The sequence below is a fragment of the Microbacterium sp. NPDC028030 genome (assembly GCF_040637855.1).
Taxonomy (GTDB): Bacteria; Actinomycetota; Actinomycetes; order Actinomycetales; family Microbacteriaceae; genus Microbacterium.
Genome location: NZ_JBEZXF010000001.1, coordinates 955,043 through 980,790, shown reverse-complemented (window position 1 = coordinate 980,790; position 25,748 = coordinate 955,043). Strand labels below are relative to the sequence as shown.

25 protein-coding genes are annotated in these 25,748 nt (G+C 68.6%); 4 read left to right on the top strand and 21 right to left on the bottom strand.

Annotated elements, in window-relative coordinates; all coding sequences use genetic code 11:
• Positions 1-3: 3 nt before the first annotated feature.
• Entirely contained in the window at positions 4-966 is a 963-nt protein-coding gene (locus AB0E56_RS04825) for an acetylxylan esterase (protein ID WP_359797065.1), read from the top strand.
• Between the two features lie 28 nt (positions 967-994).
• Here the strand turns inward: AB0E56_RS04825 and AB0E56_RS04820 are convergent, their stop codons facing one another.
• The 8 genes from AB0E56_RS04820 to AB0E56_RS04785 all read right to left on the bottom strand — a co-directional run bounded on the left by AB0E56_RS04820 (position 995) and on the right by AB0E56_RS04785 (position 10,126).
• Positions 995-1,768: an IclR family transcriptional regulator gene (locus AB0E56_RS04820; protein ID WP_359797063.1), complete on the bottom strand. Its 774-nt coding sequence runs from the start codon at positions 1,766-1,768 to the stop codon at positions 995-997.
• An 88-nt stretch (positions 1,769-1,856) separates the two neighbouring features.
• On the bottom strand, positions 1,857-3,293 hold the full coding sequence (locus AB0E56_RS04815) for a M81 family metallopeptidase (protein ID WP_359797062.1): 1,437 nt from the start codon (positions 3,291-3,293) through the stop codon (positions 1,857-1,859).
• 14 nt (positions 3,294-3,307) lie between these two features.
• Complete coding sequence (locus AB0E56_RS04810; RefSeq protein WP_359797061.1) at positions 3,308-4,594, bottom strand: aminotransferase class III-fold pyridoxal phosphate-dependent enzyme; 1,287 nt, start codon at positions 4,592-4,594, stop codon at positions 3,308-3,310.
• Positions 4,595-4,684: 90 nt separating this feature from the next.
• Entirely contained in the window at positions 4,685-5,080 is a 396-nt protein-coding gene (locus AB0E56_RS04805; protein ID WP_359797059.1) for a hypothetical protein, read from the bottom strand.
• Between the two features lie 122 nt (positions 5,081-5,202).
• Complete coding sequence (locus AB0E56_RS04800; RefSeq protein ID WP_359797058.1) at positions 5,203-6,168, bottom strand: serine hydrolase; 966 nt, start codon at positions 6,166-6,168, stop codon at positions 5,203-5,205.
• A gap of 112 nt (positions 6,169-6,280) precedes the next feature.
• Complete coding sequence (locus AB0E56_RS04795) at positions 6,281-8,245, bottom strand: M13-type metalloendopeptidase (protein ID WP_359797056.1); 1,965 nt, start codon at positions 8,243-8,245, stop codon at positions 6,281-6,283.
• A 25-nt stretch (positions 8,246-8,270) separates the two neighbouring features.
• Positions 8,271-9,431 carry a HAMP domain-containing sensor histidine kinase gene (locus AB0E56_RS04790; RefSeq protein WP_359797054.1) on the bottom strand — a complete coding sequence of 387 codons (1,161 nt, stop codon included), beginning with the start codon at positions 9,429-9,431 and terminating at the stop codon, positions 8,271-8,273.
• Positions 9,428-10,126 (bottom strand): response regulator transcription factor, encoded by a 699-nt coding sequence (locus AB0E56_RS04785; RefSeq protein ID WP_359797053.1) that lies wholly within the window; start codon positions 10,124-10,126, stop codon positions 9,428-9,430. The genes AB0E56_RS04790 and AB0E56_RS04785 overlap by 4 nt, the downstream gene beginning before the upstream one ends.
• 166 nt (positions 10,127-10,292) lie before the next feature.
• On the opposite strand from AB0E56_RS04785, the gene AB0E56_RS04780 reads away from it, so the two are divergent.
• Together AB0E56_RS04780 and AB0E56_RS04775 are read left to right on the top strand one after the other, a co-directional pair.
• Positions 10,293-10,739: a DM13 domain-containing protein gene (locus tag AB0E56_RS04780; RefSeq protein WP_359797051.1), complete on the top strand. Its 447-nt coding sequence runs from the start codon at positions 10,293-10,295 to the stop codon at positions 10,737-10,739.
• On the top strand, positions 10,736-11,197 hold the full coding sequence (locus tag AB0E56_RS04775; protein WP_359797050.1) for a DoxX family membrane protein: 462 nt from the start codon (positions 10,736-10,738) through the stop codon (positions 11,195-11,197). Before AB0E56_RS04780 ends, AB0E56_RS04775 begins: the two co-directional genes overlap by 4 nt.
• Here AB0E56_RS04775 and AB0E56_RS04770 read toward each other — a convergent pair.
• The 11 genes from AB0E56_RS04770 to AB0E56_RS04720 all read right to left on the bottom strand — a co-directional run bounded on the left by AB0E56_RS04770 (position 11,187) and on the right by AB0E56_RS04720 (position 22,638).
• On the bottom strand, positions 11,187-11,888 hold the full coding sequence (locus AB0E56_RS04770) for a GntR family transcriptional regulator (protein ID WP_359797049.1): 702 nt from the start codon (positions 11,886-11,888) through the stop codon (positions 11,187-11,189). The two genes, AB0E56_RS04775 and AB0E56_RS04770, sit on opposite strands and share 11 nt — an antisense overlap.
• A 76-nt stretch (positions 11,889-11,964) precedes the next feature.
• Positions 11,965-13,194, bottom strand: a complete 1,230-nt coding sequence (locus tag AB0E56_RS04765; RefSeq protein WP_359797047.1) for a membrane dipeptidase — start codon at positions 13,192-13,194, stop codon at positions 11,965-11,967.
• Positions 13,195-13,205: 11 nt separating this feature from the next.
• Positions 13,206-14,216, bottom strand: coding sequence for an ABC transporter ATP-binding protein (locus AB0E56_RS04760; RefSeq protein WP_359797045.1), 1,011 nt, complete (start codon positions 14,214-14,216; stop codon positions 13,206-13,208).
• Positions 14,203-15,213 carry an ABC transporter ATP-binding protein gene (locus tag AB0E56_RS04755; RefSeq protein ID WP_359797043.1) on the bottom strand — a complete coding sequence of 337 codons (1,011 nt, stop codon included), beginning with the start codon at positions 15,211-15,213 and terminating at the stop codon, positions 14,203-14,205. Before AB0E56_RS04755 ends, AB0E56_RS04760 begins: the two co-directional genes overlap by 14 nt.
• A complete protein-coding gene (locus AB0E56_RS04750; protein ID WP_359797042.1) occupies positions 15,210-16,061 on the bottom strand; it encodes an alpha/beta hydrolase in 852 nt (283 codons plus the stop codon). Before AB0E56_RS04750 ends, AB0E56_RS04755 begins: the two co-directional genes overlap by 4 nt.
• A complete protein-coding gene (locus AB0E56_RS04745) occupies positions 16,058-17,230 on the bottom strand; it encodes a Xaa-Pro peptidase family protein (protein ID WP_359797041.1) in 1,173 nt (390 codons plus the stop codon). The genes AB0E56_RS04750 and AB0E56_RS04745 overlap by 4 nt, the downstream gene beginning before the upstream one ends.
• Positions 17,230-18,105: an ABC transporter permease gene (locus AB0E56_RS04740; RefSeq protein ID WP_359797039.1), complete on the bottom strand. Its 876-nt coding sequence runs from the start codon at positions 18,103-18,105 to the stop codon at positions 17,230-17,232. The genes AB0E56_RS04745 and AB0E56_RS04740 overlap by 1 nt, the downstream gene beginning before the upstream one ends.
• The gene (locus AB0E56_RS04735) at positions 18,102-19,055 is read right to left on the bottom strand and encodes an ABC transporter permease (protein ID WP_359797038.1); all 954 of its coding nucleotides are present in this window, start codon (positions 19,053-19,055) and stop codon (positions 18,102-18,104) included. Before AB0E56_RS04735 ends, AB0E56_RS04740 begins: the two co-directional genes overlap by 4 nt.
• 42 nt (positions 19,056-19,097) lie before the next feature.
• Positions 19,098-20,720, bottom strand: coding sequence for an ABC transporter substrate-binding protein (locus tag AB0E56_RS04730; RefSeq protein WP_359797037.1), 1,623 nt, complete (start codon positions 20,718-20,720; stop codon positions 19,098-19,100).
• Positions 20,721-20,723: 3 nt separating this feature from the next.
• Positions 20,724-21,926, bottom strand: coding sequence for a membrane dipeptidase (locus tag AB0E56_RS04725; protein WP_359797036.1), 1,203 nt, complete (start codon positions 21,924-21,926; stop codon positions 20,724-20,726).
• A 148-nt stretch (positions 21,927-22,074) separates the two neighbouring features.
• Positions 22,075-22,638 (bottom strand): DUF1992 domain-containing protein, encoded by a 564-nt coding sequence (locus tag AB0E56_RS04720; RefSeq protein ID WP_359797034.1) that lies wholly within the window; start codon positions 22,636-22,638, stop codon positions 22,075-22,077.
• Positions 22,639-22,733: 95 nt separating this feature from the next.
• Here AB0E56_RS04720 and AB0E56_RS04715 point away from each other — a divergent pair, with 95 nt between their 5' ends.
• Positions 22,734-24,056, top strand: a complete 1,323-nt coding sequence (locus AB0E56_RS04715) for an MATE family efflux transporter (protein ID WP_359797033.1) — start codon at positions 22,734-22,736, stop codon at positions 24,054-24,056.
• Positions 24,057-24,488: 432 nt separating this feature from the next.
• Here AB0E56_RS04715 and AB0E56_RS04710 read toward each other — a convergent pair whose 3' ends face one another.
• Both AB0E56_RS04710 and AB0E56_RS04705 read right to left on the bottom strand, forming a co-directional pair.
• On the bottom strand, positions 24,489-24,956 hold the full coding sequence (locus AB0E56_RS04710) for a VOC family protein (RefSeq protein ID WP_359797031.1): 468 nt from the start codon (positions 24,954-24,956) through the stop codon (positions 24,489-24,491).
• A 64-nt stretch (positions 24,957-25,020) separates the two neighbouring features.
• Positions 25,021-25,698: a TrmH family RNA methyltransferase gene (locus tag AB0E56_RS04705; RefSeq protein ID WP_359797029.1), complete on the bottom strand. Its 678-nt coding sequence runs from the start codon at positions 25,696-25,698 to the stop codon at positions 25,021-25,023.
• Positions 25,699-25,748: the final 50 nt, after the last annotated feature.

The following is a 25,748-nucleotide window of genomic DNA, read 5'->3' as shown; positions in this document are numbered from 1 at the left end:
AGCATGTTCACGGATCTCGCCGAACCCGAGCTGCGCGCGTACCGGAGCGTGCAGCAGGAACCGGAGGACTTCGACGCCTTCTGGTCGGAAACGCTCAGGGAGAGCCGGGAGGCAGCGTGGACGCCGCGACGGGAGCGGGTCGACGCCGGCCTCACGACGCTGTTGGTGTACGACGTCACGTTCTCCGGCTACCTCGGCGATCCGGTGCGGGCCTGGCTGCGCCTCCCCCGTGGTGCACGAGGCCCCCTCCCCGCGGTGGTGCAGTACGTCGGTTACGGGGGTGGTCGCGGGCATGCGACGGACGATCTGCTGTGGGCGAGTGCCGGGTTCGCCCACCTCACGATGGACACCCGCGGCCAGGGCTCGTCGTGGAAGGCCGGTGCGACCGAGGATCGTCACGGCACCGGGCCGCAGTTCCCCGGAGTCATGACCCGAGGCATCCAGGATCCGCGCACCTACTACTACCGACGACTCTATGCCGATGCGGTGCTCGCGGTCGACGCCGTCCGCACCATGGCGGAGGTCGATCCGCAGCGGGTGGGCGTACTGGGCCGCAGTCAGGGCGGCGGTCTCGCCCTCGCGGCAGGAGCACTCGCCGACGACGTCAAGGCCGTGATCGCCCAGGTGCCCTTCCTGTGCGACTTCCCGCGGGCGCTCGGCCTCAACGACGAGCCGCCGTACAGCGAGATCACGCGCTTCCTCGCCGTGCACCGCGAGGAAGCCGCCACCGTCCGCCGCACGCTCGCCTACTTCGACGGCGTCAACCTCGCGCGCCGCGGCACCGGGGCGGCGACCTTCAGCGCAGGGCTCATGGACGCGACGTGCCCGCCGTCGACCGTGTTCGGTGCTTTCCACGAATGGCGCGGTCCGAAGGAGATCGAGGTCTGGCCCTTCAACGGTCACGAAGGCGGAGGCCCGACGTCGGATGCCAACGCACTCGCGACACTTCGACGACTGCTGACCTGACCCCCGCGGCAGCGACGCGCACAGGGGCTCAGGCGGGGCTGGCCAGCTCCTTCGTGAGGGCTTTGGCGACGCGGGAGAGCTGGGAGACCACGGTCGGCACCTCGTCGAGGGGCAGCTGCGTGTCCGGTGCGCTCACGCTCAGGCCGGCCGGGATCGCCGTGCCCTGCAGAGCGACGGCGACGCAGCGACCGCCGATCTGGTTCTCCGACTCGTCCATCGCATAGCCTCGCTCGCGCACCTCGGCGAGTTCCGCCAGATAGGCGTCGGGGTCGGTGATGGTCTTCTCGGTGTACCGCGGCATGCCGTGCATCGCGAGGATCGAGCGCACCGACTCCTCGCCGCGCACCGCGACCATGACCTTCCCCAGCGCCGTCGAATGGATGAGGCTTCGCTCGCCAACCCGCGCCGCGAGCCGCATCTGACGCGGGCTCTCGTACACCAGCGCGTGCACGACCTGACCGCCTTCGAGGTAACCGAGGTTCACGGTGAGGCCGAGGTCGTCACGGAGCCGCGTGAGGCGCGATTCTGCGAGGCGCTTGAGTCGCTCCAGCCCCACAGAGTCGGGGGCCTGGAAGGCGAGGCCCAGCCGGTAGAGCGAGGTGTCCGCGTCCCGCTCGACGAAGCTGCGTTCCTCCAGCACGGTCAGGTACCGGAAGGCCGTGCTCTTCGGCATACCCGTCTCGGTCGTGACCGTGAGCAGCGAGACCCCTTCCGAGCTGGCACGCACGAGATCGAGGACGTCGCACACCCGGTCGACCGCTCGAATCGAGTACCTGCTCGGGGTCGACGCCTCTGGGGCCACCGTGTGCTCTTCTCTCCTGGGCGAGTCCGGCCGGGAGAGCCCGACCGCGGTGCTCCATCGTACCCCCCGTGCCCCCTGCGGCCCGGGATCACGGGAGCTGCGGACGCGACCTCCGGTAGTCCAATCGCTCGAGCACGGAGTCGGTCTCCCCCGGTGTACCCGCATCCACGAAACCGGAGACGAGCGGCGCCCATCCGGCACGCAGCGCCGCGGCACCCTTGAGCAGGAGGACGTCGTACTCGCCGACGTCGATCCCCATGCTGCCGAACAAGTGGGGGTCGTTGGGCTGCCGCGCCTCCCCTTGCACGACGAGGTCCAGTCCGCCGGCGCGCACCCAGGCTGCGCCACCCATACTCACCTGCACGCCGGTGGCCATGGGACCTGTGTTGGCGAACACGCCGTCGGTCACCCTGAGCACCTCGACCTCGAGGTCGAGCGGCGGGCCGGATCGCGGCGATGCCCATCCCCCGAGACGGACCCCTATCGTGGCACCCTCGCCCGCTTCCTGGAGCAGAGCGAGCGCACGCGGATCCGCGATCGTCCCGAGGAACCGTCGTCCCGGATGAGCGCTCGCCTCGTGCGCGAGCCACGTGGTGTCTCCCGGTGACCCGCCGTTGATGTTGTCCCCGGTGTCGGCGATCACCTGAACCCCGGTAGCTCCCAGCGCGATCCGCACGGCCTCCGCTGCCCCCGGCAGGTCGCGTCGGAAGAGGGACGCCGTCCCGGTCGCGAGAGCGAGCAGCTCATCGGCGGCAGCCTCGGCGGCCTCGGCGTGATCCGGATCGGCCGTGATCTGGAATCCCATGCCCGTGAACGCGGTGTCGGCGTACGCGTAGCCCCCGTGCACGGTGGCGTTGCGGATCCCCGGACGAGCTTCGATCCGATCTGCCAGCTCCCAGAGCGAACGGAGCGGCTCATCCTCGGTCCGCTGCGCCGCCGGGGCAGCGACGAGCGGAAGCCCACGATGCGCCCGGTGCGGCACCGGCTCGCCGCGCAGCAGCGGTGCGAGCATCCGTGCCGCATCGACACCCCGCTCATACGTGTCGACATGGGGGTTGGTGCGGTAGCCGATCACGATCTCGACGTCGCGGAGTCGAGGCGCCGCCATGTTCGCGTGCATGTCGAGTGCGATCGCCACGGGGCGGCCGGGGAGCACCGCCCGCACGAGCTGGACGAGGGATTCCTCGGCGTCCCGCTCGCCGTCGACGAAGAGGTCGCCGTGCACCTCGAACAGCACGCCGTCGATGTCCTCCGCAGCCGACAGGGCCGACTGCAGCTCGGCCCGGATCGCCTCGAACGCCGCACGCTCGACCGTGCCGGAGGGCGTGGCGAAGGTCGCGAACAGGGGCACAGTCTCCAGGCCCGCCGCTGTGGCGCCGTCGAGGAACCCGCCGATCATCGTCCTCGTACCCTCGAACGCAGTGACGATCTCCGACCCGCGGTACCAGCGTCGGGCGAAGGCGTCGAGGCCGGTGCGCAGGGGCGAGAAGGTGTTGGTCTCGTGGTAGACGGCGAGGACCGCCACCCGAGGGTGCGATGTCACCGTCGACCGGCCGCGAACGCCGCGATCGACTCGTCGACCCTGGCGAGCGTGTCGTCGACCAGAGCCTCGTCGTGCGCGGTGGAGAGGTACCAGCGCCCACCCGGCACCGCGAAGACCCCCCGACGGAGCAGCTCGACCAGGAGGTCGGCGTACCCCTCCTGGTCGGTTCTGCGGAAGTCGTCGAAGTCGGTGATCGCCGCCACGCCGAGTCCGACCTGCACAACGGGACCGACCTGGTTGACTGCGGCGACGATGCCGTGCCGGGCCAGAGCCTCCCTCAGTCCGGAGGCGAGGCGCCCGCCGAGCCTCTCCAGCTCGTCGAAGGCACCGGGAGCAGAGAGCTCGGCCAGGGTGGCGGCGGCCGCTGCGAGCACGAGCGGGTTGCCGTTGTAGGTTCCGGCGTGCGTGACCCCCTCGAGCGTGAGGTCGAGATAGCGCGCCTTCCCGAGGAGCGCGGACAGGGTGAGCCCGCCGGCGACCGCCTTCGCCAGCACGACGATGTCGGGGATCACGCCGTAGCGTTCGACCGCACCGCCGCGCGCGATGCGCAGACCGGTGATGACCTCGTCGAACACGAGCACCAGCCCGCGCTCGTCGCAGATCCTCCTGACGCCTTCGAGGAAACCGACGGGTGGCTCGATCACCCCCGAGTTGCACAGCACGGGCTCCAGGAACACCGCTGCGATGTCATCGCGCGACGCGAGGAACGACTCGAGAGCCGCGAGGTCTCCCCACGGCAGGGTGTGCGCGTAGTCCGCCGAGCTGCCGAGCTGCCCGCGGCTCTCCACGGCGCCCATCGAGGCATCGCCCGGACGATAGCCCACGAGCATCGGGTCGGACCAGCCGTGGTAGTGCCCGCCGAACTTGACGAAGTGATCGCGACCCGTCGCGGCACGCACGATCCGCAGCGCCGCCAGGTCGGCTTCGGTGCCGGTGTTGGACCACAGCACCCGCTCCATTCCAGGGAATGCTTCGAGCAGCTGCTCGGCGACTTCGTACTCGAGGTGATGGCCGGACCCGTAAGTCGCTCCTCGGACGATCTGATCCTGCACGGCGGCGACCAGGCGAGGATTGCCGTGGCCGAGGATGTTCGGACCCCAGCCGAGCACGTAGTCGTGGTAGTCGTTGCCGTCGATGTCGGTGAGGATCGCCCCGGCACCGCCACGGAAGTAGATAGGGTGCGGTCGGGCGCTCGCGCGGAGCGCCGTCGCGACGCCGCCGCTGAGCGAGTTCCGGGCTCGCTCCCATGCTGCGCGGGAAGCAGGCCATTCGGTGATCGGCATATGGAGCAGTCCCTCACGTTTTGTCTAGTGCAACTAGGTGTTTCATAAACACTAGACAGCCGACGTCGGCGGCGTCAACTGTGCGCGAGGTCAGAGCACGCGCGGGTCGGGATCGCCGTCCTGGGGCGGACGCAGCCGGGCGGGGATCGGCCAGGCGAGGACGAACTGCGCGGTGGCCGGGCGGGTCATGTCGCCGAAGTCGTCCACCTTCACCACGATGCGTCCGGGCGCACCTTCCTCGTCGGGGGTGACTTCGAGGATGCGCACCCGCAACGGACGCTCATCCTCGCCCTCGAGCATCCACGGCTCGGCCAGCCAGGCGATGCCGTGGTCTTCCAGCGCCGCCTCGGCGTCGAGCCACTCGATCGGCGCGGACACCGGTCTGCCGAGCACGTCGACGGCGACCCAGTCGTCGCCGTCCGGATGTATCCACCCGAGCAGCTCGCCGTCGTCGCGGCGGTGCGGGGTCCAGTCTGGTCGCGGCATCCCCCGATGCTAGCGAGAGCAGGCGAACACGCGAGAACAGGCGGATTCGCGCGCAACCTGCCTGATGCGGCGCGAATGCCTGATGCGGCGTGCGCGCGTGGATGCAGAAGGAGGGACAACAGCTAGTGCGTGTACTCCATGAGCTCCACGCCGAGGACGCGGAAGACGTCGTGGGCCCGGAGCCGGTGCGTGATGGACAGGTCGTCGAAGCACACGATCAGCGCGTAGGCGATCCCGGCACGGGGACCGGCGAGGACGCCCGCTTCGGCACGGACGCCGCGGTCGCGGCCGGTCTTGTTCACGAACAGCAGGCCGTGGGCATCGTGGTCGTGGGCGAAAGGGTCGAGTCCGGTCGCCGACGCCACGAGGCTGAGGTCCTGGTTGAGGCTCAGCCACTCCGACACCTGCGCGCTGACCGCGGCGTCGACGACTTGCGAGTTGACGAGGGCCGAGAAGAGTCCGGCGAGTTCGCGTGCAGATCCCACGGCGACCTGGGGCGCGTCATCCGGTCCGCGCCGGTCGCGGAAGCGATCGAGCAGGGCCGTGCGACGCAGCCCGAGCGCTTCGATACGGGCGCGCACCCGGTCGTGCCCGACCTTCTGCAACAGGGCGTTCACGGCGATCGGGTCGCCCGCCGTGGCGGCGAGGACGGCGAGGTCTTCGAGAGGAAGCGCCGGCGCATGCAGGTGACGCCACAGGCCCGAGGTCTCGACGGCATCCACATCCGACCGCTCCACGATCTCGAACGGGTCGAGGGTGCCGTTCTCGAACCCCGCGGCGACCTCGATCAGCAGGGGTACGACGCCGAGACCCGCGACGGGCATGGTCACATGATCGTCGCCCGCGAGCACGTGGACGTGGCTGTCGAGGTCGACGACGTGCACCGACACCTGTGCCCCGGCCTCGACCAGCTCTTCCAGCGAACGCAGCGTCGACGTGAAGGACCGGCGACCGAGCGCTGCGCGACGCGGCAGGCGACGACTCGTGCGCTGGGAACGACGACCCGCGGGAGCGGACTCCTGCGCGGCACCGAGAGACTCGGGGACCGAGGAGTTGCGGAACCCTTCACCAGGCTCGAAAGCGCCCACGCGTGATCCTTAAGGAGGGGGGATTTGCGGGATGCCGAGGGGATGCGCTCCCCAGCGGCAGGGATATCGTAACCCCACCGCCGGGGGATGGCTCACAGAGTGCGCCGATCGGTCACCAGATGGTCACTCGCGACGCGGCAGGCAGCCACAGCGCATCGGCCTCGGTGACGCCGAACGCCTCGTAGAACGCATCGATGTTGCGCACGATCTGGTTGCAGCGGAACTCGTTCGGCGAGTGCGGGTCGATAGTCAGCAGTCGCAGCGTCTCGGCGTCGCGGCTCTTCTGCTGCCACACCTGGGCCCACGAGAGCAGCAGGCGCTGCACGCCGGTGTATCCGTCGATGACGGGAGCCTCCGCGCCGCCGAGTGAGAGCTCGTACGCCTTGAGCGCGATCCCGAGGCCGCCGAGGTCGCCGATGTTCTCGCCGATCGTGAGGGCGCCGTTGACGTGATGCTCCGCGTCGAGGCCCTCCGGAACGAGGGCGTCGTACTGCGCGATGAGCGCCGTGGTCCGCTCCTCGAACGCCGCGCGGTCGGCATCGGTCCACCAGTCCTGCAAGCGCCCGTCGCCGTCGTAGCGGCTGCCCTGGTCGTCGAAGCCGTGACCGATCTCGTGGCCGATCACCGCGCCGATGCCGCCGTAGTTCGCTGCCGCATCGCGCCCGGCGTCGAAGAACGGGTACTGCAAGATGGCCGCGGGGAACACGATCTCGTTCATCGACGGGTTGTAATAGGCGTTGACCATCTGCGGGGGCATGTGCCACTCCGCGCGGTCGATAGGCTTGCCGACCTTGTCGACGTTGCGGTCGTGCTCGAACATCGATGCCCTGCGGACGTTGCCGAACAGGTCGGTCCGGTCGATCTCGAGGCTCCCGTAGTCGCGCCACACCTCGGGGTGGCCGATCTTCGGGGTGAAGGCGTCGAGCTTCGCGAGCGCGCGCTCCCGTGTCTCGGGGGTCATCCACTCGAGGTCGGTGATGCTCCGGCGATAGGCCTCGACGAGGTTCGCGACCAGTTCGTCCATTGCAGCCTTGGCCGTCGGCGGGTAGTGCCGCTCGATGTAGACCTTGCCGATGGCCTCGCCGAGGGCCCCCTCCGTGAGGGAGACAGCACGCTTCCAGCGTTCCCGGATGGTGGGGACGCCGGTGAGCTCGGTGCCGTAGAAGGAGAAGTTCTCCTGCACGAGGTCGTCGGTGAGGTACGGCGCCGCCGCGTGCACGGCCTTGGACCGGAGCCACGCCTTCCAGTCGTCGAGGCGCTCGGCGGTCAACAGCGTCCCAAGTCCCTCGAAGAAGCTCGGCTGCGACACGACCACCTCGTCGAAGGCGGTGGGGTTCGACGGCGAGACGGACTCGCGCCACGGGACGAGGTCGACGCCCGCGAGCTCCTGCAGCTCGTCCCAGGTCTTCAGGTTGTAGGTCGCCACGGCGTCACGGCTGCGCACGTTGTCCCAGTGATGTGCCGCGAGCTCGGTCTCGAGCATGATCGCACGCTCGGCGTTCTGCGCGGCATCGGGGACGCCGGCGAGGTCGAGCAGCCGCTCGAGGTGCGCACGGTACGCGGCCCTGGTGTCGGCGAAGGTGTCGAGGCGGAAGTAGCTCTCGTCCGGCAGCGACAGCCCGGCCTGGACGAGCACCGGAAGGTAGCGCTCGGGGTCGCCGGGGTCGCCGTCGACGTAGAGACCGATGATCGCCGCACGACCATCCCGGTCATAGGCGCCGACCGTGCGGAGGAACGCGGGGATGTCGGCGATCGCGTCGATCTCGGCGAGGGTCTCGGCCAACGGTGCGACCCCGGCGGCGTCGATGCGCTCGGTGTCCATGAAGCTCGCGAACAGGTCGCCGATCTTGCGGTCGAGCGTGCCCTCCGCGGCGTCCTGCGACTCCTCGATGATCGTCCGCACGTCCTTCTCGGCCTGTTCGGCGAGCAGGTGGAACGACCCCCAGCGCGCTTTGTCGCCGGGGATCTCGGTGCGGGCGATCCAGGCGCCGTTCACGTGACGGTACAGGTCGTCCTGCGGGCGGATGTCGGAGCTGAACTCGTCGAGGGCGAGGCCAACGGGAAGAACGTCAGTCATGCGCACCAGCCTAAGACCCACCGGGTCACGTGAGGTCGGGGGCGCCGCCGAACGGAAGGAGCACGTTCATGCGGAAGCCCTCGTCCGTGTGCTCGGCGAACACCTCGCCACCATGGGCGCGTGCGAGACCGCGTGCGATCGACAGCCCGAGACCGGCTCCCGACGCGACGCCGTCGTGATCGACCGGGGATGTGCGCGCCGCATCTTCGCGCCAGCCCACGTCGAACATACGGTCGAGGTCCTCCACGGCGACGCCGGTCCCGTGATCGAGGACGCCGAGCACGAGCCGGTTCCGCTCGATCTCGGTGGCCGAGACGACGATCTCGGTGCCACGCGGGGCGTGCCGGATGGCGTTGGTCAGCAGGTTGACGATGATCCTGCCGAGGTGGTGCGGGTCCGCCCAGAGAACATGGCCACCCACTCCCCTCTCCACGATGCGCACACCGTGTCGGTCGGCCGCAGCGGCGACGTCGGCGACAGCGTCGGATACCACGTCGAGAAGCTCGACCTGCTGCGTCTGCACCTGCACCGCCCCCGAGGTCAGTGTGGAGAGCTCGAACAGGTCGTCGACCATGCGACTCATCGTCTCCACCTGCACCCGCACCTGCCCGGCGAAGAGCTCCGGCGCGTCCGCCGCGCCCACCTCGATCGACTCGGCGAGCGCACGCACCGCGGTCAGCGGGGTTCTCAGATCGTGCGAGATCCAGGCGAAGAACCGTCGTCGCGCCGAGTCGAGGCGTTCCAGCTCCGCCTTCGCGGCATCCACCCTCGCCGACGCATCCGCCAACTGCACCGACAGCTCGTCGAGCTCGCGGGATCCGCCCTGCGCTGCCGTGATGACGCCCCCGCGCCCCACCTCGTCGAGCGATGCCGAGAGGCGGCCGAACGACGACCGCATCGCCCGCGCGACGACCCACGCGGTGGCCAGCCCGAGGATGAGGGACACCCAGATCACGACGAGGAGAACGGTCAGGTCGTGCGGGGAGATGTACATCTCCACCGAGATCGCGACGACCCCCGCCGCCATCGCGACGACCCCGGCACTCGCGACGAGCATCAACTGCGCGCGGACCGACCGGCGTCGCATCAGACGCAGCAGCGCCAGTGTGACTGCGGCCACGCAGACCGCGGCGATCACGCACGTCAGCACGATCGTCAGGACGTCGGCGGCGGCGAGCTCGATCATGAACCGTCGCCCAGCGTCGAGAAGCGGTAGCCCACGCCCCACTCCGTGCGCAGGTGCACCGGGTCCCGCGGATCGCTCTCGATCTTCTCCCGCAGCCTCCGCACGTGCACCGTCACCGTCGACGGTTCGCCGAAACTCCAGCCCCACGCCTCACGAAGGATCTCCTCACGACCGAGCGGCCGCCCCTCGTTGCGCGCGAGGAAGAGGAGCAGGTCGTACTCGCGCCCGGTGAGCGCGATCTCCTCGCCACGCACGCACACGCGACGTCGAAGCGGATCTATCGCGAACACGCCGACGCGCACCTCCCCGGCCGATGCCTGCCCCCTCTGAGAGCGCCGGACGAGCGCGCCGACCCGCACCAGGAGTTCACGCAACGAGAACGGCTTCGCGAGGTAGTCGTCGGCACCGAACTCGAACCCCTCGATGCGGTCGTCCAGCTGCCCGAGCGCCGTGAGCATCATGATCGGCACGTCGGAGAAGGACCGCAGGTCGCGGCACAGCTCGTCGCCGCTGATGCCGGGCAGCATCCGATCGACGACGACCACGTCGGGGGTGCCGTCGCGCAGCGCCGTCCGCGCGGAGACGCCGTCGCCGAAGGTGGAGACCACGTAGCCGTTGGCCCGCAGATACGCCCCCACGGCTTCGCGCACGGTGGGGTCGTCTTCGACCACCACGACCTCGGCTGCCTCCTGCATGGGGTCGACACTAGTCGCGGCCGCTGCGGCCCCGACCCGTTCCTTACGGTTCCGAAAGGTCTTCCCCGCCGGGGGCGTCGGCTTCCTAGCGTTCTTCGAAGTGCGATCCGCCGCGGCATCCGTCGCTCAGGGCACAGACATCGCACACCGTGAACAGGAGATCCTCATGCGCAAGACAGCTCTCGCCGCCACCGCGGCTCTCACCCTCGCCCTCGCCCTCTCGGCGTGCAGTTCGCCTGCCGCGACCGAAGACCCCGCACCGGAGTCCTCGATGTCGCAGAGCACCGACGACGGCACGGCGATGACCATGACCGAGATGACCGGTGAGTTCATGGGCCTGAACGACAAGATGGTCTCCGGCACAGTCACCGTGTCGGACGACGAGATCGCCCTCTCCGACTTCTCGTCGGACGAAGGTCCCGACCTGCACGTCTACCTCACCAACGGCACGGACGAGGCCGCCGTGTCCGAGGGCATGCTCGTCGATGCCGTCTCGTTCGACACCGCCTCGCAGACCTTCATGCTCGACGATGTCGACACCTCGAAGTACTCCTACGTCGTGATCCACTGCGACAAGGCGAAGGCCGTGTTCGGGGCAGCCGAGCTGTCATGACCGGATCGCGACCGGCGTGGCACCTGATCGTCTCGGCGCTCGGGGGCGGGGCCAGGGTGGCGGTCGGGGTCCTGTGGCTGAACGAGGGCTTCGTGAAGTATCGGGCGGGCTTCGGGGCGGCCGACATCGCCTTGGTGGCCGGGAGCACGGAGGAGAACCCTCGGGTGCCGTGGTTCTTCGCGCCCGTCGGGTCGTTCATGCAGACGGCTCCGGGACTGTTCGGGGTGGTCATGCCCGCGCTCGAGGTCGCCCTGGGGCTCCTGCTGGTCGCGGGGCTGCTGACCAGGATCGCGGCGTTCCTGTCGATCGGGACGCTGATGCTCTATTGGAGCGCGGATCAGCTGACCGCCGCGTACCCGGCGATGGTCGTGCTCTCCGCTGTCGTGCTGCTCCTGCCGGCCGCGGGACGCTTCGGAGCGGACGGCTGGCTCCGAAGGCGGAGGCGGGTCAGCGCGTGATGCGCATCCGGAGCACGTCCGTGCGCTGCAGCGTCACTCCGTAGGCGAGAACCTCGCCCTGGACGTCGGTGGTCACCTGCTCCGTGCGCAGCACCGGCGTGCCGGCGTCGACGTCGAGCGCGGTGGCCTCCGGCTCCTCGAGCTGCACCGCCTCGATGTCGGTCGTCGTGTGCGAGACGACGTCGTCGATGTGTCCGTTGAGCATGTCGAACAGGCCGGAGTCGACCGTCGTCATGGGCGCGGGGTCGATCGCGACGCCGTGGATCGTCGCAGGGATGTGCTCGATCATCTGCGCAGACGGGGTGTCGTCGACCGCGAACAGCCGGTAGACCCGCCACACCCCCGACTCCGGCTCGACGCCCAGCACCTCGGCGATCTCGGGTGGAGCGGGCACGAGCGTGTACCCGGCCTCGCGCAGCGCGACCGTGCGTCCGACGGCGTGCACGCGGTCACGGTACGAGGCGATGGCCGACATGCTCAGCGACGACGAAGGTCGAGGCGCGCTGACGAACGTGCCGACACCCCAGTTGCGCGTCACGAAGCCCTCGGCCTCGAGCACCCCCAGCGCCTCACGCACGGAACCGCGGCTCACGTCGAGGCTCTCGGCGATCCGTTTCTCGTTGGGGAGCCTGTCGCCCACGACGTAGTCGACATCGATCAGCTGTCGCAGCGCCGCGACGGTGTTCCTCACTACGCTGTCACGCTTGGCCATCGGGTCCCATCGAGAAGTCTGCTGTCGTACGTCGAGAAGTTGTCCTCTCGGATTTCTACCAGACCTCGCCGAGAACACGCATCGCGTTGCCGCCGATGACCTTCGCGATGTCCTCGTCGCTGTAACCGTGTTCGACGAGCCAGGCCGTGATGTTCCAGAAGTTCTCGCCCGGGTTCTCGAGACCCTCGACGTACTCGACGCGCGGGTGCTTCTCATGCTCCGGCGACTTCTGCGCGTAGTTGCCCGCGTAGGCCTTGTGCACGGCGACGTGGTCTCCGAACATCGTGTCGGGGCCGAAGGAGACGTGATCGATGCCGACGAGGTCGACGCAGTAGCGGAAGTGGTCCATGACCGAGTCGATCGAGTGCGTGAGGTGGTCGGACGAGATCGTGGTGTGCGGAGCCGCCTCCAACCCGATGAGCCCGCCGCGCTCGGCGCACGCGATGATGGTCTCGTCGCTCTTCATGCGGTCGATCGGCCAGACGGCGCGCGCACCGGCATGGGTGATCATGACGGGCACGGCCGAGTGGTCGATCGTCTCCAGGCAGGTCCGGTCCCCCGAGTGCGAGATGTCGATCAGCATGCCGAGCTTGTTCATGCGATCGACGGCCCGACGACCGAAGTTGGTCAGACCGCCGTCCGCCGGCTCCGAGAGGCCGGAGCCGAGCATGTTCGACTGCGAATAGGCGATGCCCAGCTGACGCACGCCGAACCCGTACAGCATGTCGATGCGGTCGAGTTCGTTCTCGATCATGGTGGAGCACTCGAAGCCCGCGATCAGTGCCACCCTTCCGTCGCGCTTGGCGGCGTGGATGTCGTCCACGCTCGTGGCCAGCCGGACGTAGTCCTGCTTGGCGAGGTCTGCGAGGCGGAATCCGAGCGCGTAGATCATGTCATCCCACTTCCAGCCGCTCTGACTGGTCACGCAGGATGCCCCCGCCATGAAGTTGTCGATCACGGCGGTCAGCCCCGACCGCGACAATCCCTCGTAGCCCGTGCGCTGACGGCCGGTGCGGTTGTACCGCCGTACCTGGTCGCCGTCGTCCGGCAGCACGATCGCGTGCTCGTGCAGGGAGAGCACGATGTTCTCGTCCATCAGCCGACGCATGCGGGCCCGCTGCTCCTCGTCGAGGTCGAAGGCCCGTGCGGGGACGCGATCGACCTCCGCTGCGAGGTCGAAGTGCTGGTAGTCGCGGCCGGCCTCCAGGTAGCCGTACGCCGTGTATCCGGAGTACTGCGGGGCGTTCCCTGCGGGGAGGACGGGCGAAGAGGACGAAGAGGACATGACGGTGCTTCCTAGCGTGCGAGGGTGTTCTCGGGGATGAGGGGGAAGTGGCAGGCGACGTCTCGGTCGCCGGATGGTGCTGTGGCCCGCAACGGCGGCGCCTCGCTCGCGCAGACGTCCTGCGCCCGCACGCAGCGCGTGCGGAAACGGCATCCGCTCGGGGGATCGACGGGGCTCGGCGGATCGCCGGCGAGCAGCGAGCGGCGACCGCCCCGTCGCGTCGGGTCGGGCACGGGGACGGCCGCGAGCAGCGCGTCGGTGTACGGGTGGGCGGGGGTGTCGTAGACCTCGGCTCGGTCTCCGATCTCCGCGACGCGCCCCAGGTACATCACGCCGATGCGATCCGAGATGTGACGGACGACGGACAGATCGTGTGCGATGAAGACGTAGGCGAGGCCCAGTTCGCGTTGCAGCCGCTGGAGGAGGTTCACGACCTGCGCCTGCACCGAGACGTCGAGTGCCGAGACCGGTTCGTCGCAGATGATGACCTCCGGTGAGAGCGCGAGCGCACGCGCGATCCCGATGCGCTGGCGCTGACCGCCGGAGAACTGGAACGGGTAGCGATCGAGGTGGTCCGGGTTGAGGCCCACCAGCTCCGCCAGCTCCGCGATCCTCGCCTCTCGTCCGCCCCGCGGCGTCACCTCGGGATGGATCTGGAACGGCTGGAGCAGCGTCTCGCGCACGGTGCGGCGCGGGTTGAGCGAGGAGTACGGATCCTGCAACACGATCTGCACGCGCCGGCGCATGTCGTCGCGCTGCGCGCCCCGCAGGCGGTGCAGGTCGGCCCCGCGGAAGCGCACCGCACCGGAGGTGGGCGTCTCCAGGCCGACGATCGTGCGCGCCAGGGTCGACTTGCCGCATCCGGACTCGCCGACGATGCCGAGCGTCTCGCCCTTGCGCAGTTCGAAGCTCACGCCGTCGAGCGCGCGCACCACACGTCCTCCGCCACCGAATCGGCCGCCTCGCACCGGGAAGTGCTTGGTGAGGTCCTCGACCGTCAGCACCACGTCATGCTCGTCCACTGAGCACCTCCTCACGTCGATGGCACGCCGAGACGCGTCCGGTGTCGGCGCCGACGGGCCGTAGCTCCGGCCGCTCGGTCGCGCAGATGTCGATCGCCGCGTCGCAGCGGCCGCGGAACGCGCACCCCTGACCGAGGTCGAGCAGGTTCGGCGGAGCGCCGGGGATCGCCCACAGCACGTCGTCGTCGCGGTCGGGGCGTGGCATCGAGCGCAGCAGGCCCCGCGTATAGGGATGCGCAGTCCGCTCGAACAGCTCGAAGATGGTGCCGCGCTCGACGATGCGGCCGGCGTACATCACCGCGACCTGGTCGGCCACCTCTGCGACGACGCCGAGGTCGTGCGTGATGAGGATGAGCGCCATGCCCGTCTCCCGCTGCAGCTGCACGAGGAGGTCCATGATCTGCGCCTGGACGGTCACGTCCAGGGCGGTGGTCGGCTCATCGGCGATGAGCACCTTCGGCTCGAGGGCGATCGCGAGCGCGATCATGATCCGCTGCCGCATCCCGCCGGAGAACTGGTGGGGATAGTCCTTCGCGCGCTCCGCCGGCGAGGGGATGCGCACGCGGCCCATGAGCTCGACCGCACGCTCCCACGCCGCCCGACGGCTCATCCCCCTCCGCACACGCAGCAGCTCGGAGATCTGGCCGCCGACGGTGTACACCGGGTTCAAGGCCGACAGCGAGTCCTGGAAGACCATCGCGATGCCCTCGGCGCTCACGGTACGACGTGCGGCAGGATCCATCGTGAGCAGGTCCTGCCCCTCGAACAGGATCTCGCCCGCCGAGACCCGCCCCGGCGGGGTCTCGATCAGGTTCATGACGGTCTGCGCCGTGACGGACTTGCCCGACCCCGACTCGCCGAGGATGGCGAGCGTGCTGCCGGCCGGCACCTCGAAGGTCACGTCCTGTGCCGCGCGCACGACACCGTCCCGTGTCGTGAACTCGACGCTCAGGCCGCGCACGCTCAGCACCGGATCGCTCAGCACCGGATCGCTCATCCGCGCACTCCCGCTCTGTGCAGGAAGTCGCGCACGACCGCCTGGAACCTCTCGGGCTCCTCCAGCTGCGGCGAGTGCCCCGACTCCTCGAACACCACGAGCTCGGCGCCGGGGATGCGATCGACGATCTCCTGGGAGGCGGGGACGGGCGTGCGCCAGTCGTGCCGTCCGACCACGACGAGGGTCGGACACGCGATCTCCCCCAGCCGCGGAAGGAGGTCGTACTTCGGCATGTTCACGCCGAACGCCGCGTTGTGGGTCGCGTGGTGGTAGGTCGTCGCCCTCGCCTTGCGCTCGGTGGCCTCCGGGTCGTACGCGTGGTCGTAGAGGGGCAGGATGCCGCGCCAGTACCGCTCGAATTCGGCGTCGTCGGCAAAGTGCCCCGTCCCGATCCGCGCGATGGTCCAGTCGTCGATCACGACCCTGTCGGTCTGGCGCGCCCGTTCGACGGCCAGGTGGTCGTAGGCGGTGTTGGCCGCGGTGTCGCGCAGGATGAGCGCGCTCACCCGGTCCGGGTGGGCCAGCGTGTACTCCATCGCGAGGAAGCCGCCGTAGGAGCCCCCGGCCATCACGATCGTCTCCAGACCGAGGCTTTCGCGGATCGCATCGATGTCGGCGACCCATTGCTCGTGGGTGTACGGCGGTTCGTCCGCGGATTCGCCCGATCCGCGGGCATCGAACGTGACGATCCGGTAGTCGTCGCTGAAGGGTCCGAACGAGCGCACCGGCTCCGCACGGGAGCCCAGGCCCGGCGCCCCGTGATGCACGATGATCGCCGGGGCATCGTCGTCCCCGAGGATCTGCAGCTTGATCCTGGCGCCGTTGACGGTGTCGAAGTACTCGCTCATGCGATCGTGTTCTCCTCGAGAGTGCGCGGATATCTGGTGAGGCGCTGCGGACCGTCTGCGGTCACGAGCACCGAATCGGAGATGCGGTAGCCGGCGTGGCCGGGGATGTAGATCCCCGGCTCGCTGGAGAGGATCATGCCCGGGGCGAGCACGGTCGGGTCCCCGTCCTCGACCCACGGGGCCTCATGCTGGGCGATGCCGATCCCGTGGCCCTGTCGGTGGCGGATGTAACCGCCAAGACCCGCATCGCGGATGACGTCGAGGCACTCGGTGTTGACGGACGCGCAGGTGCGACCGACCGTCATCGCCTGCGTGCCGATCTCCTGTGCCCGCAGCGCGACGTCGAAGTACGCCCGCTGCGCGGCCGAGGGCTCCCCGATCACGAACGTGCGCTCGCTCTCGACGAACCGACTCCCGACGGCGGCGCCGAGCGACAGGATCAGCGTGTCGCCGATCTCGAGTCGACGGCGGCTGGGCAGCCCATGCGGACGTGCCGCATTCGGCCCCGCGTACACGAGTCCCCCCGCGAGCTTCGTGGTGTAGATCACATGCGAATAGCGCTCGTACATGCGGTCGGTGCCGAACCCAATCACCGCGCGGGCGAGCTCGCCCTCGGTGGGCAGCGGCCCCCCGGATCGCAGGGCCGCCTCGATGAGCGCCCTTCCGGCTCCGAGCATCTCGTCGCACACGTCAGCCGCCTGGCGGTGGAGCTCGATCTCCTCAGGTTCCTTCCGCAGCCGCAGATCGCTCAGGATGCGGGTGCGGATGAAGCTGCTCGAGGGGAGAGCATCCACCAGTGCCGCCTGAGCCCCGATCGTCAGGGCGCTGCTCACGCCGATCCGTGCGAGCGGAGTCCCGCTCTTCGCCAGCTCGTCGGCCAGATGCTGCTCCGGCGTTCGCACACCCGGGTACTCGAAGTAGGTCCGGATGTCGGCATGCACGCCCTGTGCTGCCGCGTACTCCGCGTCCAACTCCGGCAGCAGCGCGAACCGGGAGCCGTCGCGACCGAACCAGAGATAGACCGGACGTTCCGTCACGGCGTAGAAGAAGCCGATCAGGTAGGCGACGTCGCCGGGCACGGTCACGATCAACCCGTCGAGCTCGTCCTCGGCGAGGCGCGCGCGCACACGATCCTGGATGCGCTGGTAGAAGTCGTCTGCGAGCTTCATCACACACCTCTCAGGCGCGGGTCGCGCGAGTCGTTGTAGCGGATGCCGGCGATGGTCGCGGCGAGCACCAGGACGAGGATCGCGAGCGAGGGGAACAGGGTCTGCCACCATGCCGTCGCGATCACCCCGGACCGCTGCGCGTTGAGCAGGATGCGACCCCACGACCAGGTGCTGGGGTCGCCCATGCCGAGGAAGCTCAGTCCGGCCTCGGAGATCACCGCTCTTGCCGCCTGCAGCAGAACGCTGACCACGACGAGGGGCATGACTGCCGGGAGGATCTCGGTGGAGAGGATGCGGATCGGACCAGCGCCGAGTACCCGCGCCCCGTCGATGTAGGGCATCGACGACACGACCAACGCGTTGGAGCGGATGAGCCGGGCGACTTCCGCCCACGAGAGCACACCGATCACGACCGTGAGGGTCAGGACGCTCGGCCCGGCCAGCGCGGTCACCAGGATCATGAGGGGCAGCAGCGGGAGCGAGAGCATCACGTCGGTGAGCGTGGTCACGATCGGGTCGAGTCGTCGGACGTAGGCCCCGATCAACCCCAGGGCCGTGCCGATGACGATCGCGATGACGGATGCCGCGGCCCCGACGATCAGGCTCACCCTGGTTCCCCAGACCACTTGGGCGAAGATGTCCTGCCCGAGATCGTCCGTACCGAACCAGTGCTGCGCGGACGGGGGCTGGAGGATGTCGACGCCGAGTCCGCTCGGCTTGTCGACGATCATCGGCCCGAAGATCGCTGTCAGCGCGAACACGACGAGCACGCCGACCGAGAGCCATCCGGATGGCGAGGCGAAGTAGCCTCCGCCGCGACGTCGGCGGCGGGTCAGGGCGTCGAGGTTCGTCGGCGCGGGAAGTGTGGTGCTCATGTGCGGATCCTGGGGTTGAGGAACATGGCGATGAGGTCGGTGGCGAGGTTCGCCAGGACGACGGTGAGGGCGAGGATGACGAAAGCGCCCTGGAGCATCGGGTAGTCGAGCTGCTGAACCGACTCGTAGATGAGGCGTCCGACACCCGGGTAGGCGAAGATCGTCTCGGTGAGCACGGCTCCGCCGACGAGCGTTCCGAGCTGGAGGCCCATCAGCGTCAGCGCGGGGATGAACGCATTGCGCAGCGCGTGCAGCCAGATGGTCCGGCGGGGTGTGTACCCGCGTGATCGCGCGCTCTTGATGTAGTCCTCGCCGAGCACCTCGAGCATGTTGGTGCGGAGGGTGAGCGCGTACGGCCCGACTTGCACCAGGACGAGCGAGAACAACGGCAGCGCCAGATGCTGGAACAGGCTCAGGTAGGCGGCGAACCCTCTGGTGTCGGGGTCGATCGCGCCGCCGATCGGGAACATGCCCAGGTTCGCGGCGAAGACGACGAGCAGGAAGATGGCGACGCTCGGCACGAACAGAGCATTGCTGGTGATGCCGAGGAACTGTACGAGCTTGTCGACCGCCTTTCCACGCCCAACGGCTGCGTACACGCCGAGCGGGATCCCGATCAGGATCGTCAGCACGAACGCCGAACCCGCGAGCAGGAGCGTCCACGGCAGCCGCTCCAGGAGCACATCGGTCACGGGGACGAGCTGCCGGAACGAGACACCGAGATTCCCGGTGAGCAGCTCGCCGAGATACAGCAGGTACTGCACGAGCAGCGGCTTGTCCAAGCCGTACTGCTCGCGCAGCGCCTGCTGCATCTCCGGGGTCATGTCGCCCTCCACGACGAGGAGGGTGGGATCGGCCGGCAGCAGCCGCAGCAGGAAGAACGTGATGGTCACTGCGATCCAGATGGTGAGCATCGCCCGCAGGGCCTTCTTCGAGGCGTAATGCAGCATGCCGTCCCTTCCTCCTCGTCGTGTTCTGATCGATCGACCGGGTCAGACCGGTCGGACCTGCGCCAGCGAGTAGCCGGTCACCATGCCGAGCAGATCACTCGGCGACGGGTCGAAGCCCTCGAAACGGTCGGAGCGGTAGGCGAACCGGAACGTCTCGACGTACAGCGGGGTCAGCAGCGCCTGATCGTGGACGTACTCGTCGATCGCGCGGATCTTCTCGACGAACGCGTCCTTGTCGACCGTCACCGCGGCGTCGTCGATCAGAGCGTCGAGCTCGGGGTCCTGCACCAGGTTGTAGTTGATGCCGCCGGGGTTCGACGAGAGATAGGTGCTCCGCAGCTGGTCCATCGGGTTGTCGAAGACGCCCCACTGCGAGAGGTCGATGTCGTACTGGCCGTCCTTGGTGCGCGAGAGGAAGGTGTTGCGTTCGATGCACGCGACGGTCAGCTCGATACCGGCATCCACGGCGTCCTCGCGGACGACCTCGGCCACTCGGGTGAGGTTGGCGTTGGACTGGTCGCAGAGCACCTCGAACGACAGCCCGTCGAGCATCCCGTCGCCGTCGGCGTCGGTGTAGCCCGCGTCTTCGAGCAGCGCCTTCGCGCCGGCGGGGTCGAACGGATACGCCTCGAGGTCGGGGTTGTCGAACTCCCCGAAGATCGGCGAGATCGGACCGACCATCTCCTGGCCGTCTCCCTGGAGGATCGTCGAGATGATCGACTCGGTGTCCACCACCATCGACAGCGCCTGGCGCACCGGCTGCTCGGCGAGGGTCGCGTTCTGCATGTTGTAGGTGAGGTGGGCGAAGCCGAGGGATCCGACCTCCTGCATGGTGATGTCCGCTTCGGACTCGAGCGAGGCCGCTGCAGATGCGGGGACCGGCGTGCCCATGAGGTCGATGTCGCCGTTGCGCAGCGCCAGGATCATGGTGTTCACGTCGGGGTAGACGACGTATTCGACCGTACCGACCGCGGCACCGCCCTCAGGCGCGTAGGGATAGTTCTCATTCGCCTTGAGCACGTACCGCTGGCCGCGCTTCATCGAGTCGAGGACGTACGCGCCGGCTCCGACCCAGCCGTCGGCCTGATCGTTCGCGAAGGTGCTGAGGTCGCCGGCTTCGCTGAAGATGTGCTCGGGGACGACGCGCATCCAGAATCCGACGCCTTCGGCGAAGGGCGCGTACGGCTGGGTGAGGTGGAAGATCACCGTCGTGTCGTCGGGGGCCTCGATCGATTCCACCCAGGTGAGCTTCGCGGCGACGTTGCCGAGCTGGTTCTCCATGATCGCCTCGGCCGTGAACTTCACGTCGGAGGCGGTCACCGGCTCCCCGTCGCTCCACTCGAAGTCGTCGCGGAGCGTGTAGATCACGGTCGCGCCGTCGTCTTCGAGCGTGTACTCCTCGGCGAGTTCCGGCACCTTCTCCGCGTTGCCGTCGATGCGCAGCAACTGCGGGTACATCGCGTTGAGGATCCAGCTGTCGGTCTTGGACAGCGAACCGAGCGGGTTGAAGTTCGCGACGTCGGTCGTGGTGCCGATGCGGAGCGTCGATGCTCCGGCCTCGGTGTCGGGCTGTTCGCCCTGGTCCTCGTTGAGGCCGCAGCCCGCGAGGAGGAGCGCGGCCGCGGCGATGCCCGCGACGATTCCCGTGCCTCTGTATCTCTTCATGTGTTACCAGACCTCTTTCAGAACTCGCAGAATGTTCGTGCCGATGACTTTGCGGATGTCCTCGTCGCCGTACCCGTTTTTGACGAGCCAGCCGACGATGTTCGTGAAGTTCTCCGCGGGGTTCTCCAGGCCCGCGACGTGAGAGACGCGCGGATGCTCCACGTGTCCGTGTGCCTGACTGATGGTCAGGTGGCCGGAGAAGGAATCGTGGAGCCCGACGTGGTCTCCGAAGTTCGTGTCGGGGCCGAAGGCCACGTGGTCGATGCCGACCAGGTCGACGCAGTAGCGGAAATGATCCATCACCGACTCCAGCGAGTGCTCGGGGTGCTCGGCGGAGAGCGTCGTGTGCGGGGCGGCTTCGATGCCGATGACTCCGCCCCGTTCGGCACACGCGATGATGACCTCGTCGGGCTTCATCCGGTTGGTCGGCCAGACGCTGCGCGCACCGGCGTGTGTGATGAACACCGGCACGGACGATTCGTGGATCACGTCCATGCTGGTGCGGTCGGAGGAATGGGAGATGTCGATGGCGAGACCGAGTCGGTTCATGCGCTCGACGGCTCGACGTCCGAAGCTCGTGATCCCGCCGTCCTGGGGCTCTGCGAGTCCCGAGCCGAGCTGGTTCGCCATGGAATAGGCGATGCCGATCTGACGGATCCCGAGACCGTAGAGGATGTCGAGCCGGTCGAGCTCGTTCTCGATCGCGGTGGCGGCTTCGAGCCCTGCGACGAGGGCGATCCGACCTGTGGCCTTCGCGTTCTCCAGGTCGGCGACGGTCCGGGCGACGACGACGTGATCCTGCTGCGCGACGTCGGCGAAGCGCAGGCCGATGTCGAACACGACGTCGTTCCACTTCCACCCGTTCTCACTCGTGACGCAGTTGGTGCCGTTCATGAAGTTGTCGAAGAAGGCGGACATGCCCGATCGCGCGAGTCCGGCGAACCCCATGGCGTTGCGCCCCGTGTGGTTGTACTCGCGCAGCTGATGCGGGTCGGCCGTGAGGATCTTGGGGTGCTCATGCAGTGAGATCGCATGCTCGTCGGAGAGAAGGCGGGCGACCCGCTGCACCTGATCGGGGTCGAGCCCGAGCTCATACGCCGGAACGCGGCCGAACTCCTGCGCCAAGGCGAAGACGCGGTAGTCGACGTGCGGCTCCAGGTAGTCGAAGGAGGTGTATCCGCGATAGTTGCCGCTTGGCTCTTGCATGTGTCTCCAGTGGTCGGACCTCTTACCTCTCCGACTATAGGGATGCGACAATGCAGCGTCGAGCATCGCACGAACTTCGTAACACGGTGGTTACAAAGACTGGAGGTCCTACCTTTAGGGAAGCAGATTGCGGGTCACGACGCGGGCGTCACCCGCGGCGGAAGAGACGACGTCGGCGCCGCACAGGCTCGTCGGGCGCCGATTCAAGCCGTGCCGCGCGGCGCGCCGCCCAGGCCGCCACTTCGGCGTCGACGTCACGAGGAGCCGTCACGACGGGCGGGCCGCCCTGGAGCTGGCGGCGCGCCTCGCGCACCCGCCGGTTGAAGTCCTCCAGCACGTCACGCACGTCGGACTCGCGTCCGAGCAGGTCGAGTTGGTCGTTCAGCTCCCGATCCTCCGTACGCAGCAGGATGGCGGGCGGTCCGAGGCCGGTCAGGTTCTCGGTCTCGATCTTGCGGCGGATCCACCAGTCAGGGTCATGGTGGGCGCCCAGTCCTTCCAGAGGCTTGCCCGCGCCTGGCAGGTCGTCGAAGTCGCCGCGGCGGATCGCCACCTGGATGGCGGTCTCGATGAATGCGGCGCGATCGACGGCTGCCGCGATCCCTGGTGCGGTGCCCGACTCCTCGTCGCCGACCGCCTCGTCGCCGTCCGCGCTGTCTCCGCTCCGCCGGTTCGCGAGATACCGTGCCGCGGCGTCCCTGGGGTCCGTCATGATGCACCTCCGTGGCATCCGAGCTCCTCTCCACCCTACGACGGCGCCGGCACCGCAGGACGGACGAGGTCGGCCCCAGGTCATAGGCTCGGAGGATGACCGCGCGCACCTCCCTCAATCGAGAGATCCTGCGTCTGGCGGTTCCCGCACTCGGCGCGCTCATCGCCGAACCCGCCTTCCTGATCGTGGATGCCGCGCTCGTCGGGCACCTCGGCACGACTCCGCTCGCGGGCCTCGGCATCGCGGGGGCGGTGCTGCAGACCATCGTCGGACTGATGGTCTTCCTCGCCTACTCGACCACTCCGGCGGTCGCCAGACGCTTCGGCGCAGGCGACCCGGGGGCTGCGGTGTCGGTCGGCGTCAACGGGATGTGGCTGGCGCTCGGCCTGGGCGCCGTGCTCGCCGTGATCGGCGCGGTCTCCTCCCCCTGGCTCGTCTCGCTCTTCGGTGCGGGCGAGGCGGTGGCCGCCCAGGCCAACGAGTATCTCGTCATCTCGATGTGGGGCCTGCCTGCCATGCTCATCGTCTTCGCGGCGACGGGTCTGCTGCGCGGAATGCAGGACACGATGACGCCGCTGTGGATCGCCGGACTGGGCTTCGGTGCCAACGCCCTGCTCAACTGGCTGTTCATCTACGGACTCGGCTGGGGCATCGCGGGATCCGCCGCCGGCACGGTGACGGCCCAGTGGGGGATGGTCGCGGCCTACGTGCTGGTGATCCGCCGCCTCGCCACGCGCCACAGCGCCTCACTGCGCGCGCAACGCGCCGGGATCCGCAGCACCGCGACGTCGGGCGGCTGGTTGTTCCTGCGCACCGTGAGCCTGCGCGTGGCACTGCTCGCGACCGTGGGCGTGGCCACCGGCATCGGCACCGATGAACTCGCGGGGTGGCAGATCGTGTTCACGATCTTCTCCGCTGCGGCCTTCGCGCTCGACGCGCTCGCCATCGCCGCGCAGGCTCTCATCGGCAAAGAACTGGGTGCCGGTGACGAGCAGCGGGTGCACCGGGTGCTCGCCCGTACGGTCGCGTGGGGCGCCTGGTTCGGCGTGATCGTCGCGGCGATCATCGCCGCGCTGTCCGGGCTTCTCGGGATCGTCTTCACGGGTGATGCCGAGATCGCGGCGCTCGTGCAGCCGGCACTGCTCGTGCTGGCGGTCGCACAGCCGATCGCCGGCATCGTCTTCGTGCTCGACGGGGTGCTGATGGGGGCGAACGACGCCCGATACCTGGCGATCGCCGGCGGCCTCAACCTGGTGCCGTTCCTGCCCGCGCTGTGGGTCATCGCCGCGACCGGTGTCGACGGCAGCTCCGGCCTCGTCTGGCTCGCGGTCGCATTCTTCGGCGTCTATCTGCTCGCTCGGCTGGCCACTCTGGGCTGGCGGGTGCGCTCGGGGCGCTGGCTCGCCGCTGCGGCCTGACGCGGCCGCTCGTTCCTGCACGACCACGGATGAGAACGACTTATCCACACCAGCTGGATTTGGCGGAATACTACGTCGCCGACCCCTGGCTTCCCGCCGATGATCGGGGAATGCTGAAGGGATGCTCGGGATGACGGAACCACAGGTCTGGACACTGATCGGCGTCTTCGCCGCAGGGATGTTCGGCACACTCACACTCATGTCGACGATGTTCCTGCGCACGATGCAGAACGGATTCGAGGGGGTGCGCATCGAGATGCGCAATGAGTTCGCGAGCGTGCGCACGGAGTCCGGGAGCGAGTTCGCCGGCGTGCGCACCGAGATCCGGGCGATGCACGCATCGATCATCTCGATCGCGATGTCAGCGCGATCTACCGCCACATCTTCGGTATCGACCGCGGCTGATCGCCGCGGCGCCCTCCGCGGCTCAGCTCAGGCGATCTCGAGTTCCGCGATCACGATCTTCTTCATGTGCATGAGCGCCTGGATCTGCTCGGGCCGCTGCTGCAGGAGGTCGAGTCCGGCGGGGACGACCTGCCAACTGACGCCGAAGCGATCCTTGCACCAGCCGCACGCCTCGGCTTCCGGGACCGCCGACAGCGCATTCCAATAGTGGTCGATCTCGTCCTGGTCGGCGCACTCGATCATGAACGACACCGCCTCGTTGAACGTGAACACCGGGCCGCCGTCGATGCAGCCGAACCGAGTGCCGTTCAAGGTGAACTCGCCGTTGAGGACCTTTCCCGACATCCCCTCGAAGTGCTCGCTGAGATTCTCGTCCGGGTAGCGGGTCACCTGGTCGATCGACGAGTTCGGGAACACCGAGACGTAGTACTCCATCGCCTCCTGCGCACTGTCGACGAACCAGAGATAGGGACGGATGGGTGTGACGCCTGCCATGTCGGCCTCCTCGATCGGCACTCACGCTACGCCGAGGATTCGTGGCTGTCGAGGGGTCCGTCACTCAGCCGGCGTACCGTCGACACCACTCGTACATGATCACGGCGGCGGCGGCACTCGCGTTGATCGAGCGCGTCGACCCGTACTGGGTGATCTCGATGTGAGCGGATGCCGCGGCGAGCGCCTCCGCCGAGAGTCCAGGCCCCTCCTGGCCGAACAGCAGCACGCACCGCTGCGGAAGATCGGCCCTGTCGACCGGTACGGCGCCATCGACGTTGTCGACCGCGATGATCGGAAGGCCCTCAGCGGCGGCCCATGCGGCGAAGGTCTCGACGTCGTCATGGTGCACGACGTGCTGGTAGCGATCGGTGACCATGGCCCCGCGCTTGTTCCAGCGGCGACGGCCGATGATGTGGACGGTGTCGGCGAGGAACGCGTTGGCGCTGCGCACGATCGACCCGATGTTCATGTCGTGCTGCCAGTTCTCGATCGCGACGTGGAACGGATGCCGCTGCGTGTCGAGGTCGGCCACGATCGCCTCCATCCGCCAGTAGCGGTAGCGGTCGATCACGTTGCGGGTGTCACCGGCCGCGAGGAGCTCCGGGTCGTACTGCTCCCCCTCGGGCCATGCCTCCGCGCCTCCGGGCCATGGCCCCACTCCGTAGCCGGGCTGGGCGGTGGATCCGACGGCCGGCTCCACCCGCGCCGGAGGGTTCGGGCTCTGCGGTGCGGCGTCATCCATCCCGCCAGGCTATCGCCGCGACTCCCGCCGGGCCGCACCCGGGGCGAGGC